The following is a 14,255-nucleotide window of genomic DNA, read 5'->3' as shown; positions in this document are numbered from 1 at the left end:
GTCACGCAGCCCAGTATCACCGATGGCATCGGATCACCTGTTACCGCCCGTCCGGTCACCGGCGCCGGAGAATCGACCAGCGGCGCGCGGCGAAGCCTTCCTCCGCCTGAGGGCGGGGGGTCGGGTCGCACAGGTGGGACGGGATGTTGCTGAGCGTACCGCGCAGTGAACTCGGCATACGCGGTATGTGATCGGCAGCGGACCGCAGTGCGTGGCGGGCCTGCTGCTGGGCTTCGACCTCGGCGGCACACTCCGGACACATCGACAGATGCTGGGCGGCCCGCATGTAGGCCGCCATGCGCAGTTCGCCGTCGACGAATGCGGCAATTGCCTCGCTGGCGAGGTGTTCCGTGGAGCCGAACCTGCGAGGTGGTTGCACCATCGTCATCACTACCTCCCGGCGGCTACCCCGCATCGACGCGACCGTTTTCGACCTTTCCATGCTCGCGCAGGTACTCGCGGAGTGCCTGGCGGCCTCGGTGGATACGACTACGCACCGTACCGAGTTTCACCCCCAGTGTGGCACCGATCTCCTCGTAGGACAGACCTTCGATGTCACAGAGCACCACCGCGGCACGGTACTCGGGTCCGAGCGAGTCCAGAGCGGACTGCAGGTCGGCGCCGAGACGCGCGTCGTGGTAGATCTCCTCGGGGTTCGGCCCTGCGGCCGGTACACGATCGTAGTCCTCCGGGAGCGCTTCCATCCGGATGCGGTTCCGGCGGCGCACCATGTCCAGGAAGAGGTTCGTGGTGATGCGATGCAACCAACCCTCGAAAGTGCCGGGCTGGTAGTTCTGCAACGACCGGAAGACGCGGATGAAGGTCTCCTGCGTGAGATCCTCGGCGTCCTGGGCGTTGCCGGAAAGACGGTAGGCGAGGCGGTAGACGCGGTCGCCGTGCTCACGAACGAGTTCGTCCCACGACGGCATGGCCGCGTGGTCCCCGGTGGCGTCGAACGCCGCGGTGCCGCTCAGGTCCGCCTCGAGCGCCGCGGTGCCGCTCAGGTCCGCCTCGAGCGCCGAGGCGTCGTTCTCGGGAACAGTGTGGGCTCGGGTCATGTGGATCGGTGGATCCTCCTCGTCGGGACCGCAGTGGTACTGGCTTCGGGGCCTACAACACTCGATCTGCAGGGAATATTCCTTCACAGGAGCGTTCCCCGAGAGCGGTGCGTCCTCGAAGTCGTGAACCGGTGCGATCGTCCGGTTCGCCGATTGTCAGTTTTCCTCGCGGCGATGTGGCCGCCGTATGAGTAACCTGAAACGTCCCTGAGAAAATCGGTTCGGGCGTGGTCATCCGCCTGAATCACACAACTGGCGGCACCACTCCGTGCGCGCCTGCCTGCGCGAACGAATCGCCGAGGATAGCCTCAGTGAGGTGCAGACCAACGCCGATCGCATCCTGACCCACGCCGAGAACATCGTCGTCGAGGACGACGAGCTCGCCGCGGCGCGTGACCGTGCCGAAGATCTGGGCGCCGACCCGGTGTCCCCCTCCGTCGGAGCCGCCCTCGCGATGTTCGCCCGCATGCTCGACGCCAGGACGGTAGTGGAGATCGGGACCGGTGCGGGTGTGAGCGGACTGTGGTTGCTGCACGGCCTCCGCGAGGACGGCGTGCTCACCACCATCGACAGCGAGCCGGAGCATCAGCGGGCCGCGAAGATCGCCTTCCGCGAGGCGGGTGTCGTGGCGTCGCGCACCCGGCTCATCAACGGCCGCGCGCTGGACGTGCTGCCGCGACTCGCCGACTCCGGCTACGACATGGTCTTCGTCGATGCGACCCCGGCCGACCATCCGCACTTCGTGCGCGAAGGGGTGCGTCTGCTCCGGCCGGGTGGGGTGATCGTGCTGCACAACGCCCTGCTCGACGGACGCGTCGCCGACCCCGCTGCCCGCGACGCAACGGTGCTCGCGGTGCGCGAGGCGACCCGCGCGGTGTCCGACGACGAGCGTCTCGCTCCGGTGGTCCTGCCGCTCGGCGACGGCCTGCTCTGCGCGGTGCGCCTCAACTGATCCGCGCAGCCGCCTCCGGGCGGGCAGCACGCTCTCAGATCCAGATGCCCTTGCCGATGGCGACGACACCGCCGTTGCTCACCGCGAACCGCTGACGGTCGCGCTCGAGGTCGACGCCGATGATCTCGCCGTCGCCGACGACGACGTTCTTGTCGAGGATCGCGCGTCGCACGACCGCACCCTTGCCGATGCGCACACCGGGCATGAGCACGCTGCCCTCGACGGTCGCGCCGTCGTCGACCATGACGTTCGAGCTGAGCACCGAGTTGCGGACCGTGGCGGCCGACAGGATGCTGCCGGCGCCGACGATCGACTCCTGCGCCAGACCGCCCTGCACGAACTTCGCGGGCGGCAGGTTCTCGGCGGCACCGCGGATGGGCCAGCGCCGGTTGTAGAGATTGAAGATCGGGTGGACCGACACGAGGTCCATGTGAGCGTCGTAGAAGGCGTCGAGCGTACCGACGTCGCGCCAGTAGGCACGATCGCGTTCGGTCGCGCCCGGGACGACGTTGTCGTTGAAGTCGTAGACGTGAGCCTCGCCCCGCTCGACGAGCGCGGGGATGATGTCGCCCCCCATGTCGTGGTCGGAGTCGGGATTCTCCGAGTCGGCCCGCAGCGCCTCGACGAGGACCTTCGTGGTGAAGACGTAGTTACCCATGGACGCGAACGTGACGTTGGGGTCGTCGGGTGTCCCGGGCGGATGAGCGGGCTTCTCGAGGAACTGGGTGATCCTGCCGCTCTCGTCGCTGTCGATGCAGCCGAACGCGAATGCCTCGCTGCGCGGGACGCGGATACCGGCGACGGTGACACCGGCGCCCGACTCGATGTGCTGGCGCACCATCTGCTCGGGGTCCATCCGGTACACGTGGTCGGCGCCGAAGACCACGATGTACTCGGGATCCTCGTCGTAGACCAGGTTGAGCGACTGCAGGATCGCGTCGGCGCTGCCGGTGTACCAGCGTGGACCGAGCCGCTGCTGGGCCGGCACCGGGGTGATGTACTCACCGGTGAAGCCGGAGAGGCGCCAGGTCTGCGAGATGTGCCGGTCGAGGGAGTGCGACTTGTACTGCGTGAGAACGCAGATGCGCAGGTAACCGGCATTCACGAGATTGCTGAGCACGAAATCGATGAGGCGGTATGCGCCCCCGAACGGCACTGCCGGCTTGGCTCTGTCCGCGGTCAGCGGATACAGACGTTTGCCCTCGCCGCCGGCGAGAACGATTCCAAGCACATGGGGCTGGCTCCTCACACGCTTCAACCTATCCCCCGACCCAGGCCGCCGCCAGCGAAGCGCGATCTCGACGCCCTTCGGAGTGTCGGGGCCGGGTGGCCGGAACCTGCGCGGCCCGCTACTTTGAGGCGGTGAGGGTGGCAATGATGACGCGGGAGTATCCGCCTGAGGTGTACGGCGGGGCCGGGGTCCACGTCACCGAACTCGTCGAACAACTGCGTCGACTGGTCGAGGTCGACGTGCACTGCACGGGCGCACCGCGCGATACCGCGTTCGTGCACTCCCCCGACCCGGCACTGCGCGATGCCAATCCTGCCCTGACGACCCTGTCGGCCGGGTTGCGCATGGCGCACGCCGCGGCCGGAGTCGACGTGGTGCACTCGCACACCTGGTACACCGGGCTGGCCGGTCATCTGGCCGCCGAACTCCACGACGTCCCGCACATCCTCACCGCGCACTCCCTCGAGCCCCGACGGCCGTGGAAGGCCGAGCAGCTCGGGGGCGGTTATCGCATCTCCTCCTGGTCCGAGCGCAACGCCGTCCGGTACGCCGACGCGATCATCGCGGTCAGCGACGGGATGCGCCTCGACGTGCTCGACGCCTATCCGTTCGTCGATCCCGCTCGGGTCCACGTGGTGCGCAACGGGATCGACACCACCGTCTGGCATCCGGGCCCGGCCGAGCCCGGCCACGAGTCCGTCGTCACCCGCATCGGTCTCGATCCGGATCGTCCGATCGTCGTGTTCGTCGGCCGCATCACCCGGCAGAAGGGCGTCGGGCACCTGATCGCCGCGGCGCACCATCTCGACCCCGACATCCAGCTCGTCCTGTGTGCCGGCGCGCCCGACACCCCCGAGATCGCCGCGGAGACCGAACGGGCGGTGACCGCCCTGCAGGACGCCCGTGACGGGGTGCACTGGGTACGCGAGATGCTGCCCACCGAATCGGTCCGCGAACTGCTCTCGGCGGCGACGGTTTTCGTCTGTCCGTCGGTGTACGAGCCGCTGGGGATCGTCAACCTCGAGGCGATGGCCTGCGAGACCGCCGTGGTGGCGTCCGACGTCGGAGGCATCCCGGAGGTCGTGCAGGACGGGGTCACCGGGCGACTGGTGCACTACGACGCCTTCGACACCGAGACCTACGAGCGTGCGCTCGCCGATGCGATCGACGACGTCGCGCGCGACCGCGACCGTGCCGCCCGGTGGGGCCGGGCCGGACGCGACCGCGCTGTCAACGAGTTCTCGTGGGCGCAGATCGCCCGCCAGACCGTCGCCGTCTACCAGCAGGTGCTCACGACGCGCTAGGTTCGTCGGCCGTCTCGACCCGTCGCCACGAGGTGACGGTGACCGAGACCGTCACCTCGAACGGATCGGGCAGGGGGGCCAGCAACTCCGCACGCCGGTCGGACGTCACATGATGGGCGGACGGTCCCATCCCCGCGACGAGACCGAGCGCCTCGCACGGGAGTGCGGCCGTGAAGCGCACGTCCGTCCGTCCCGTTCGCTCGAAACGTCCCGACAGCGCGGACGAGAGCCGCTCCGTCTTCCGGTCGTCCACACTCACCATGCCGGGCAACGTGACCAGTTCGCGCAGATGCTCCGAGGTGGGTGTAGCAACGACGAGCGTGCCTCCGGGGACGAGCACGCGATGACTCTCGGCGGCGTTGCGGGGCGCGAACACCGACAGCACGTGGGTGAGCGATGCCGACTTCACAGGCAGTCGTTGCCACGCATCGGCGAGGATCGCTCCGGTCCGGGGATGACTGCGGGCGATGCGCCGCACCGCGGGCTTGGAGACGTCGAGCCCGATGCCGCGCGCCGCCGGCAGGGCGTCGAGCACGGACGCGAGGTACTGCCCCGTACCGGCCCCGACCTCGAGGATCGCAGCGTCGGCGGCTGCGACTACCGCATCGGTGTCCACCGTATCGGCGGTGTCGAGGCATGCGTCGGCCACCGCGCGCCGGATCGGGTCGTAGTGCCCGGCACCGAGGAAATCGGCGCGGGCCGCGATCATGTCGGCGGTGTCGCCGGTGAACGGCGTCGAACCGCCGGCGAGCAGCGACACGTAGCCCTGGCGTGCGACGTCGAAGCTGTGCCCGCGATCGCACACCACGACGTTGTCGTCGAGGTCGAGCGCGGACTCGCAGTGAGGGCACGCGAGAAGATCGATCACGTCGGCGAGCATCGCGCCTCCGATCCTGCTCTCAGGACGACACCGGGCCCCGCGCGCCGAGGAGCGCGGGGCCCGGAGTGCCCTGAGAGGGGCCGATCAGCTGGTGACACTCTTGAGTTCGTCGCCGAGTGCCGCAGCCTCTTCCGGCGTGAGCTCGACGACCAGACGTCCGCCGCCCTCGAGTGGAACCCTCATGACGATTCCTCGTCCCTCTTTGGTTGCTTCGAGGGGACCGTCCCCGGTCCGGGGCTTCATGGCCGCCATCCTCTGCTCCCTCCAAATCTGCACCCGACCGCCGGGCGCGTGGGTTACCGTGTGGTTGCATCGCCGGTCGCGGCGACGCGCACCTTCTCATTCTTCCCTATCCGGAATACGTGCGCGTAGCTGACTCCTGGGTAAGACACTCCTCCGGGTTCTACGAGTCGAGTGACACCCAGCACGATTCGAGGTGATCGTCGACCATTCCGGTAGCTTGCATCAGCGCATACGCAGTGGTAGGGCCCACAAAACGGAAGCCGTGGCGCTTCAGCTCACGGGCCATCGCCGTGGACTCCGGCGTCACCGCCGGAATCTCCTCGACCGTTACCGAACGTCGCGCGCGTCGCGGCGGTGCGAACGACCACAGCAGCTCGTCGAGATCGGTGGACAGTTCGAGCACGGCCCGCGCGTTGGCGATCACCGCCTCGATCTTGCGGCGGTTGCGCACGATGCCGGAGTCGGCAAGCAACCTCTCGACGTCGGCCTCCGTGAAGCGGGCGACCGCCTCGACGTCGAAGCCGTGGAAAGCCGCGCGGAAGGCCTCCCGCTTGCGCAGGATCGTCAGCCACGACAGTCCCGACTGGAATGCCTCGAGGGAGAGCCGCTCGAACATCTCGTCGCGGCCGTGGAGCGGCCGACCCCACTCGTAGTCGTGATAGTCGCGGTAGAGCGACGAACCGGGACCGTCGACGGCCCACGGGCACCGCACGCGGTCGTCGGTATCGGTTACGGGCCCCTGCCCGTCGGTATCGACCACGGGACCCTGCCCGTCGGTATCGACCACGGGACCCTGCCCGTCTGCCGTCATCGTGACTCCCCCGTCGACTCCGACGAAGCCCGCTCGGCGACGTTCTCCCCATCGACGTCGGCTGCTCCGACGTCCTCTGCTCCGACGTCTTCTGCCCCGCCGCCCTTTCCGGTGCCGTCGACCTTTCCGGTGCCGTCGACCGGCGGCTCCTCTGCGCGGGCCTCGGCGTCGGCGAGGCGGACCCGCAGATCGTCGACCTCGCGGGCGAGACGATCGAGCGCCCAGTCGACCTCGCTCATCTTGTAACCCCGCACGGTCTGTTGGAACCGCAGGTCGCGGATGTCGGTGCCGGTGACGTCGGTGGCCGGCAACACCGTGACGGTGGTGCCCGGAGGCAGCGGCGCCAACGTCTCGCCCCGGCCGAAGACGGCGCTCGCGACGAAGAACAGCACCGCGGCGACGCCCGCCATCACGAGCACGTACAGCAGAACCGTGAGCATGCTCCGATCTTGGCACGAGCGGCCGACACCGGCCGGGACCGGTGCCGGACGGTCGGGTCAGCCGGTGACCGTCACCATCGGGGGGCGGTCGGTGAGATCGACGGAGGTGTCGAACGGCACGAACGCATCGCCCTCCACCAGGAACTGGGTGAGCGGCGCACCCGAATCGGGGATCCCGCAGCGCGCGAGCATCGTGCCCACGATCTGCCGGCTCATCGCCCCGAGTTCGGACAGCGGCCGGTTGCGGTGCTTGCGGACCCCGAGGTTGACCTGCGCGATCGCGTGGAGACCGAACCGGTCGTAGGTGTCGAGCAGCAACCCGATCTCCACCCCGTAACCCGGTGCGAACGGGACCGACTCGAGCAGTTCCCGCGTCCCCGCGTACTCACCGCCGAGCGGTTGCAGCACGCAGGTCAGCTCCGGTCGCAGTGCCGCGAGCAGCGGCCGTGCGACAAGCTCGGTGACGCGGCCACCGCCGTGGGCGTCCTCGCCCCCACCGGTGCGCAGCGGGCGCCGGTAGTACCCCTTGACGAGGTGCACACCGTCGCCGAGCAGCAGGGGTCCGAGCAGTTTCGGCACGAAGGCCGGATCGGGATCGATCAGATCGGAGTCGACGAAGGCGATGATGTCGCCGGAGGTCGCCGCGAGCGACCGCCACAGCACCTCCCCCTTGCCGGGGACCGGTTCGATGCCCGGCACCGCTTCCTCCCTGGACATGACACGGGCACCCGCCGCCCGCGCCCGGGTGGCGGTCTCGTCGGTGGAACCCGAATCGAGGACCACCAGTTCGTCCACGAGACCACCGAGCAGCGGGTGGATCGTGTCGATCACACTCGCGACGGTCTCCTCCTCGTTGAGGGCGGGCAGCACCACGGTCACTGTGCGGCCGGCCTTGGCCGCGATCAGCTCGTCGATCGCCCAGGCGGGCCGATCCCAGCTGTTGGCTTCGTTCCACGTGCGTGCAGGTGCACTCATGCCAACCCCCTCACCGTGCGCGCCGGCGGGCGTGTGCCCGCGATCGCCGCGACCATGTCGACCACCCGACGTGTGGCTGCCACCTCGTGTACCCGGAACATTCGTGCGCCGGCCGCTGCCGCCAGAGCTGTCGCTGCCAATGTGCCCTCCAACCGGTCGGCGAGTTCGACTCCCAGAGTCTCCCCCACGAAGTCCTTGTTGCTCAGCGCCATAAGCACAGGCCACCCGGTTTTTACAAGAACGTCCACGTGCCGCAACAGAGCGAGTCCGTGATGGGTGTTCTTTCCGAAATCGTGGGTCGGGTCGATGAGGATCGAGTCGCTCGCGACGCCGGCGCGAGCGGCGGCATCCGCGGCCGCGACGACCTCCCGCACCACCTCCCCGACGACGTCGGTGTACCGCACACGGTGCGGGCGGGTGCGCGGGACGGCGCCGCCCGTGTGGGAGCAGACGATGCCGGCCCCGAGTTCCGCGGCGACCGCGACGAGCTCGGGATCGGCACCGGCCCACGTGTCGTTGATCAGATCGGCGCCTTCGCCCACAGCGCGACGCGCGACCTCGCTGCGCCAGGTGTCGACGCTGATGAGCACATCCGGATAGCGCTCGCGGATCGCGGCGACGAACGGCACGACGCGCCGGATCTCCTCGTCGCTGTCGACGACCTCACCCGGCCCGGCCTTCACCCCGCCGATGTCGACGAGGTCGGCACCCTCGGCCACTGCGCGGTCGACGGCCGCGAGCGCCATGTCGTCCTCGAAGGTCGCTCCCCGGTCGTAGAACGAGTCCGGGGTGCGGTTGACGATCGCCATGACGAGCGCCCTGTCGGTGGCGACGGGGCGCCCGCACAGGGTGGACGGTGCCGGACCGGGACGGGTCACGGGGGTCTGCTCGTCGACATCGGTCGCGGGGCCGCTCATGATCCCATCCTGACATGCTCAGCGACCGGGCAATTCTCCTCGCGCGACGCCGTCGACGAAGCCGTCGAAGATCGGCCGGTAACCCTCGCTGCGACTCGCGAGGACGTACACCTCGTCCTCACCGGTCTCGCTGTAGCCCTGCTTGCGCAGATCGACCTTCCTGCTCTTGAAGGTCGTCGTGTACTCGAGCTCGTCGACGATGCGGACGAACAGCGGAACCGCGTAGTCCGGCAACGCGTCGTGCAGCGACTTCGCGAGCGCCGCTCCGTCGAGCTCGGCGCCCTCCTTCAAGGTGATCGCGGCCATCCCGGTGCGGCCGTCGGCCCCGTCGACCTCGACGCCGTAGACGACGGCCTCGGCGATCGTCTCGTGCGACGACACCGCGGCCTCGACCTGCGTGGTCGCGACGTTCTCGCCCTTCCACCGGAAGGTGTCGCCGAGCCGGTCGACGAACGCGACGTGCATCCATCCCTGGTTGCGGACGAGGTCGCCGGTGTCGAACCAGACGTCGCCGTCGGAGAACGCGTCGCGGAGCAGCTTCTTCTCGGTGGCCTCGGGATCGGTGTACCCGTCGAAGGGTGCGCGGGAGGTGACCTTCGCGAGGAGCAGTCCGACCTCGCCCTTGCCGACCTTCTTCAACCGGCCGTCGTCGCCGCGACGTGCCTGGCCCGAATCGGAGTCGTACTCGACGACGGCGTAGGGCAGCGGGCAGATGCCGGCGGTGCGCTTCTGGTCGAGCGCGTTGATGAAGGCGATGTTGCATTCGCTCGCACCGTAGAACTCCGCGACGCGGTCGATACCGAAGCGTTCGGTGAACTCGTCCCACAGTTCTGCGCGCAGACCGTTGCCGACGGCGAGGCGGATCCCGTGGTCGGCGTCGTCCTCCCGCGGCGGCTGGTTGAGCAGGTAGCGGCAGATCTCGCCGATGTAGATGAAGGCCGTGGCGCCGTTGCGCTCCGCGTCGTTCCAGAAGTTGGACGCCGAGAACTTCCGGCCGAGCCCGAGCGTGGCGCCGGCGGCGAGCACCGAGGACAACGCGACCGTGAGGGCGTTGTTGTGATAGAGCGGCAGGCAGGAGTACAGGACGTCGGTCCGGCGCAGGCGCACGCCGAGGCTGCCCAGGCCCGACATCGACTTCAGCCACCGGAAGTGCGTCATGCGGCTGGCCTTCGGCAGTCCTGTCGTGCCGGAGGTGAAGATGTAGTAGGCCGTCTCGGACGCTTGCAGCTCCTCGGTGACTGCGGGATTCGACGCGTCGGCGTCGCGGGCGGCGGTGTCGAGATCGTCGAAGCGCAGCACGGTGCGGGCCTGCGGCTCGCCACCGAGAGAGTCGACGGCCTCCTCGCACTCCTCCCCGATCACGAGGGCGGCGCTGTCGAGCAGCGACAGGCTGTGCTCGAGCACCTCACCACGCTGGTTGATGTTGAGCATGCCGGCGGCCGCACCGAGCTTGACCGCGGCCAGCGCGACCAGCAGGTTCTCGGGCCGGTTGCCCATGAGGATGCCCACGACGTCGCCCATGCCGACACCGCGATCGGCGAGCACCGCTGCGTACCGGTTGACCTGCGCGTTGGCCTCGCCGTACCCGATGGAGGCTCCCCCGAACCGGATGAAGGGCCGCTCCGGGTGACGCTCGGCGAGCTTCTGGAAGACCGACCCGATCGTCTCGCGGGCGGTCGGCTTCCGGGTCATCCCGGCTGCTCCGCGCAGCACGATGGGGAGATCGGTAGCCATCCGGGGCAGTTTCGAGACGAGTCCGGGCAGGGACACGACGGGGACATTGCCTCGATCGGATCGAGTGGTCACGACAGATTTCCTCACGGCGACGTCGGGGACGGGCGGGCTCGCTCGGGCGACACCCACGGCGTTCCCCCGAACTTACCGAAGAGTAGATAAGCGCGCGGCGAAGTGGAACACCTCAGACCGTCGCGTACGGCGCAGCGCAACGGTCGAGCGCGTCGGCGAGGTCGGTGGTGACCGCGAGACCGTCGAGTGCGCGTTGCGCGACGAAGCCGGTGTCGACCATCGACCCGAGCCAGCTGAGCAGGCCGTCGAAGTGGCCCGTGGGATCGAGCAGGACGACCGGCTTGTCATGCATACCGAGATACCCCGCGGTCCACGTCTCGAACAGTTCCTCGAGGGTTCCGATGCCGCCGGGCAGGGTCAGGAAGGCGTTGGCGCGGTCCTCCATGATGCGTTTGCGCTCGCGCATCGTCTCGGTGACGATCAACTCGTCGGCGTCGACGTCCGCGACCTCGCGGTGCACGAGTGCCTTCGGAATGACCCCGATCGTGTGCGCGCCGGCCGCGCGGGCCGCGTCGGCGACCGCGCCCATCATCGATACGTTGCCGCCGCCGGAGACCAGCTGCCAGCCCCGTCGGCCTATCTCGGTGCCGACAGCGGCGGCGAGTTCGAGGAACTTCTGGTCGACAGGGCCCGACGCGCAGTACACACAGACCGACAGAGCTTCGGTTACCATCCACTCCCGTTTCCGTACAGTTCGTTCTCGTCCTCGCCGCGATGCGCCTCGAGGATGATGTCCACCGTCTCCTCGACGCTGTCGGTGACGAAGAGGAGGTCGAGGTCGGCGGGCGAGATCTTGCCGCCGCGGACCAGGGTCTCGCGCAGCCAGCCCACCAGACCGTTCCAGTACTCCGAACCGAACAGCACGATCGGGAACTGCGTGATCTTGCGGGTCTGCACGAGGGTCAGTGCCTCGAACAGCTCGTCGAGCGTCCCGAAACCCCCGGGCAGGCACACGAACGCCTGCGAGTACTTCACGAACATCGTCTTGCGCGCGAAGAAGTACCGGAAGTTCAGGCCGAGATCGACCCACTCGTTGAGGCCCTGCTCGAAGGGCAGCTCGATCCCCAGTCCGATCGACAGTCCCCCGGCCTCGCTGGCACCGCGGTTGGCCGCCTCCATCGCGCCCGGACCGCCACCGGTGACGACGGCGTATCCGGCGTGGACGAGTGCGGCGCCGAGCTCGCGGCCGATCTCGTACTCCTCGTGACCGGCCGGGGTGCGCGCCGATCCGAAGACGGTGACGGCGCGGGGCACCTCGGCGAGCGCACCGAAGCCTTCGACGAACTCGCTCTGGATCCGCAGCACACGCCACGGATCGGTGTGCACCCAGTCGGACGGGCCGCGGCGATCGAGCAGCCGCTGGTCCATCGTCGTCGCCTCGCGGGCGAGAGAGCCGCGCAGTTGCACCGGGCCCTGGTGCACGACCTCGCGCCGGGAGCCGCGTTCGGAGGAGGAATTATCGCCGGACATGGCGGCCACGTTATCGGGTGAGATAGGAGCGCAGAACGGAGGTCACCTCGGTGATCCGCCCGACTTCGACGTGCTCGTCGCGCTTGTGCGCGAGGTTCGGGTCGCCCGGCCCGTAGTTGACGGCCGGAATCCCCAGCGCGGCGAACCGCGAGACGTCGGTCCAGCCGTACTTGGCCCGGAACTTCCCGCCCGCGGCCTCGACGAGCGCCGCCGCGGCCGGGTTCGACAGTCCGGGCAGCGCGCCGGGTGACATGTCGGTGAGTTCCATCGAGATCGCGAGACCGTCGAAGACCTCCCGGACGTGCGCGAGTGCGCTGTCGGGGCTGCGATCCGGGGCGAACCGGAAGTTCACGTCGAGCGCAGCGGCGTCGGGCACCACGTTGCCGGCGACACCGCCCTCGATGTGCACGGCCGACAGTCCTTCCCGGTACACACAACCGTCGATGTCGACCGACCGTGCCTCGTAGCGGGCCAGACGGTCGAGCACGGGAGCGAGCTTGTGGATCGCGTTGTCGCCGAGCCAGGAGCGCGCCGAATGCGCCCGCACACCGTCGGTCGTGATGCGCACCCGCAGGGTGCCCTGGCAACCGGCCTCGATCTCACCCGAGGTGGGTTCGCCGAGGATCGCGACGTCCGCGTCGAGCCAGTCGCGCAGTTCGGTCTCGATCCGTCCGAGCCCGTTGTACGCGGCCGCGATCTCCTCGCAGTCGTACATCACGATCGTCAGGTCGTGAGCGAGATCGGTGACGGTCGCGGCGAGGTGCAGGAAGACGGCGTCGCCGGCCTTCATGTCGGAGGTGCCGCAGCCCCACATCAGGTCGCCGTCGCGCCGCGACGGCACGTTGTCGGCGATCGGGACGGTGTCGAGGTGGCCGGCGAGCATCACACGGCTGCCGAGTCCGCGGTTCGTCCGCGCCAGGACACAGTTGCCGTTGCGCACGACCTCGAAGCCGTCGGTCTGCTCGCGCAGGGCCGTCTCCACGGCGTCGGCGATGAGCGTCTCGTTCTGCGACACGCTCGGGATGTCGACGAGCGCGGCGGTCAGTTCGACGGGGTCGGCGTGCAGGTCCAGCTGCGGTACGGGCATACCTGCACGATACGAAACGCGCCTGCTCCTCAGACCCCGCACACGATTTTCTCAGGGGGGACACAGGCGCAGGACCGCCTCGCGTACGCTTCTCACCCGTGAGTGCACACGGAGCATCAGCAGTAGGCATCGCGAACATCACGGAGGACGGGACCGTCCTCGACACGTGGTACCCGGCACCCGCCCTCGGCGAGCCGAGCGAAACCGGAACGACGCGACTCGAGGGCACGGACATCCCGTCCGATCTCGCCCTGCTCGCCGGTCACGACGAGGCGCGCGAGGTCCAGCAGGTCGTGGTGCGCACCGACATCGCGGACCTGTCGAAGCCGCCCGTCGACACTCACGACGTCTACCTGCGCCTGCACCTGCTGTCGCACCGTCTCGTCCAGCCGCACGGGCTCAGCCTCGACGGCATCTTCGGCATGCTCGCGAACGTCGTGTGGACCAACTACGGCCCGTGCTCGCTCGAGAACTTCGAGACCGTGCGCTCCCGTCTGCGCATCCGCGGACCGGTGACGGTCTTCGGTGTCGACAAGTTCCCCCGCATGGTCGACTACGTCGTTCCGGCCGGTGTCCGCATCGCCGACGCCGACCGCGTCCGCCTCGGTGCGCACCTCGCGTCCGGCACCACCGTGATGCACGAGGGCTTCGTAAACTTCAACGCCGGCACGCTCGGCAACTCGATGGTCGAGGGCCGCATCTCCGCGGGTGTCGTCGTCGACGACGGTTCCGACGTCGGTGGAGGCGCCTCGATCATGGGCACCCTCTCCGGTGGCGGCAAGGAGGTCATCTCCGTCGGCAAGCGCTGCCTGCTCGGTGCGAACGCGGGCGTGGGCATCTCGCTCGGCGACGACTGCATCGTCGAGGCCGGCCTGTACGTCACCGCCGGTACCAAGGTCACCGGCCCTGACGGCACCGTCGTCAAGGCCGCGACCCTCAGCGGCGCGTCCAACCTCCTGCTGCGACGCAACTCGGTGAGCGGCGCGGTCGAGGTCGTGCCGAACAAGGGCAGCGGAGTCGAACTGAACGCGGCTCTGCACGCCAACGACTGACTCTGCACCCACAACAGATTCGGAACCGA

General features: G+C 68.8%; 16 protein-coding genes. 3 read left to right on the top strand and 13 right to left on the bottom strand.

Annotation, left to right across the window (positions count from 1 at the left end):
• Nucleotides 1-55: 55 nt before the first annotated feature.
• Nucleotides 56-388 (bottom strand): anti-sigma factor, encoded by a 333-nt coding sequence (locus NVV99_RS12935; protein WP_019288062.1) that lies wholly within the window; start codon nt 386-388, stop codon nt 56-58.
• A gap of 16 nt (nt 389-404) precedes the next feature.
• Nucleotides 405-1,058 carry an RNA polymerase sigma factor SigE gene (gene sigE, locus NVV99_RS12930; RefSeq protein WP_006554289.1) on the bottom strand — a complete coding sequence of 218 codons (654 nt, stop codon included), beginning with the start codon at nt 1,056-1,058 and terminating at the stop codon, nt 405-407.
• A 316-nt stretch (nt 1,059-1,374) separates the two neighbouring features.
• Between sigE and NVV99_RS12925 the strand changes: the two genes are divergently transcribed.
• Nucleotides 1,375-2,010, top strand: coding sequence for an O-methyltransferase (locus NVV99_RS12925; RefSeq protein ID WP_024103440.1), 636 nt, complete (start codon nt 1,375-1,377; stop codon nt 2,008-2,010).
• Nucleotides 2,011-2,044: 34 nt separating this feature from the next.
• On the opposite strand, the gene glgC is transcribed toward NVV99_RS12925, so the two are convergent.
• The gene (gene glgC / locus NVV99_RS12920; RefSeq protein ID WP_006554287.1) at nt 2,045-3,259 is read right to left on the bottom strand and encodes a glucose-1-phosphate adenylyltransferase; all 1,215 of its coding nucleotides are present in this window, start codon (nt 3,257-3,259) and stop codon (nt 2,045-2,047) included.
• 113 nt (nt 3,260-3,372) lie between these two features.
• Between glgC and glgA the strand changes: the two genes are divergently transcribed.
• Nucleotides 3,373-4,545: a glycogen synthase gene (gene glgA / locus NVV99_RS12915; RefSeq protein WP_024103439.1), complete on the top strand. Its 1,173-nt coding sequence runs from the start codon at nt 3,373-3,375 to the stop codon at nt 4,543-4,545.
• Here the strand turns inward: glgA and NVV99_RS12910 are convergent.
• The 10 genes from NVV99_RS12910 to dapE all read right to left on the bottom strand — a co-directional run bounded on the left by NVV99_RS12910 (nt 4,532) and on the right by dapE (nt 13,174).
• A complete protein-coding gene (locus tag NVV99_RS12910) occupies nt 4,532-5,425 on the bottom strand; it encodes a putative RNA methyltransferase (RefSeq protein WP_024103438.1) in 894 nt (297 codons plus the stop codon). The two genes, glgA and NVV99_RS12910, sit on opposite strands and share 14 nt — an antisense overlap.
• 84 nt (nt 5,426-5,509) lie before the next feature.
• Nucleotides 5,510-5,677 (bottom strand): DUF3117 domain-containing protein, encoded by a 168-nt coding sequence (locus tag NVV99_RS12905; protein WP_006554284.1) that lies wholly within the window; start codon nt 5,675-5,677, stop codon nt 5,510-5,512.
• 151 nt (nt 5,678-5,828) lie between these two features.
• Entirely contained in the window at nt 5,829-6,479 is a 651-nt protein-coding gene (locus NVV99_RS12900) for a DNA-3-methyladenine glycosylase I (RefSeq protein ID WP_242411698.1), read from the bottom strand.
• Nucleotides 6,476-6,919: a DivIVA domain-containing protein gene (locus NVV99_RS12895; RefSeq protein ID WP_024103436.1), complete on the bottom strand. Its 444-nt coding sequence runs from the start codon at nt 6,917-6,919 to the stop codon at nt 6,476-6,478. The genes NVV99_RS12900 and NVV99_RS12895 overlap by 4 nt, the downstream gene beginning before the upstream one ends.
• A 57-nt stretch (nt 6,920-6,976) precedes the next feature.
• Nucleotides 6,977-7,894: a glucosyl-3-phosphoglycerate synthase gene (locus NVV99_RS12890; protein ID WP_024103435.1), complete on the bottom strand. Its 918-nt coding sequence runs from the start codon at nt 7,892-7,894 to the stop codon at nt 6,977-6,979.
• Nucleotides 7,891-8,811, bottom strand: coding sequence for a dihydropteroate synthase (folP, locus tag NVV99_RS12885; protein WP_019288055.1), 921 nt, complete (start codon nt 8,809-8,811; stop codon nt 7,891-7,893). The genes NVV99_RS12890 and folP overlap by 4 nt, the downstream gene beginning before the upstream one ends.
• Nucleotides 8,812-8,829: 18 nt before the next feature.
• A complete protein-coding gene (locus NVV99_RS12880) occupies nt 8,830-10,581 on the bottom strand; it encodes a long-chain-acyl-CoA synthetase (RefSeq protein ID WP_024103434.1) in 1,752 nt (583 codons plus the stop codon).
• A gap of 148 nt (nt 10,582-10,729) precedes the next feature.
• A complete protein-coding gene (locus NVV99_RS12875; protein ID WP_024103433.1) occupies nt 10,730-11,290 on the bottom strand; it encodes a TIGR00730 family Rossman fold protein in 561 nt (186 codons plus the stop codon).
• Entirely contained in the window at nt 11,284-12,087 is an 804-nt protein-coding gene (locus NVV99_RS12870; RefSeq protein WP_006550564.1) for a TIGR00730 family Rossman fold protein, read from the bottom strand. The genes NVV99_RS12875 and NVV99_RS12870 overlap by 7 nt, the downstream gene beginning before the upstream one ends.
• 10 nt (nt 12,088-12,097) lie before the next feature.
• Nucleotides 12,098-13,174, bottom strand: coding sequence for a succinyl-diaminopimelate desuccinylase (gene dapE / locus NVV99_RS12865; RefSeq protein WP_041803593.1), 1,077 nt, complete (start codon nt 13,172-13,174; stop codon nt 12,098-12,100).
• Between the two features lie 98 nt (nt 13,175-13,272).
• Here dapE and dapD point away from each other — a divergent pair, with 98 nt between their 5' ends.
• On the top strand, nt 13,273-14,226 hold the full coding sequence (dapD, locus tag NVV99_RS12860) for a 2,3,4,5-tetrahydropyridine-2,6-dicarboxylate N-succinyltransferase (RefSeq protein WP_006550566.1): 954 nt from the start codon (nt 13,273-13,275) through the stop codon (nt 14,224-14,226).
• Nucleotides 14,227-14,255 lie beyond the last annotated feature (29 nt).

The organism is Rhodococcus sp. PAE-6 (assembly GCF_025290685.1).
Taxonomy (GTDB): domain Bacteria; phylum Actinomycetota; class Actinomycetes; order Mycobacteriales; family Mycobacteriaceae; genus Rhodococcus; species Rhodococcus pyridinivorans.
This window is presented reverse-complemented; position numbering and strand designations above follow the sequence as displayed.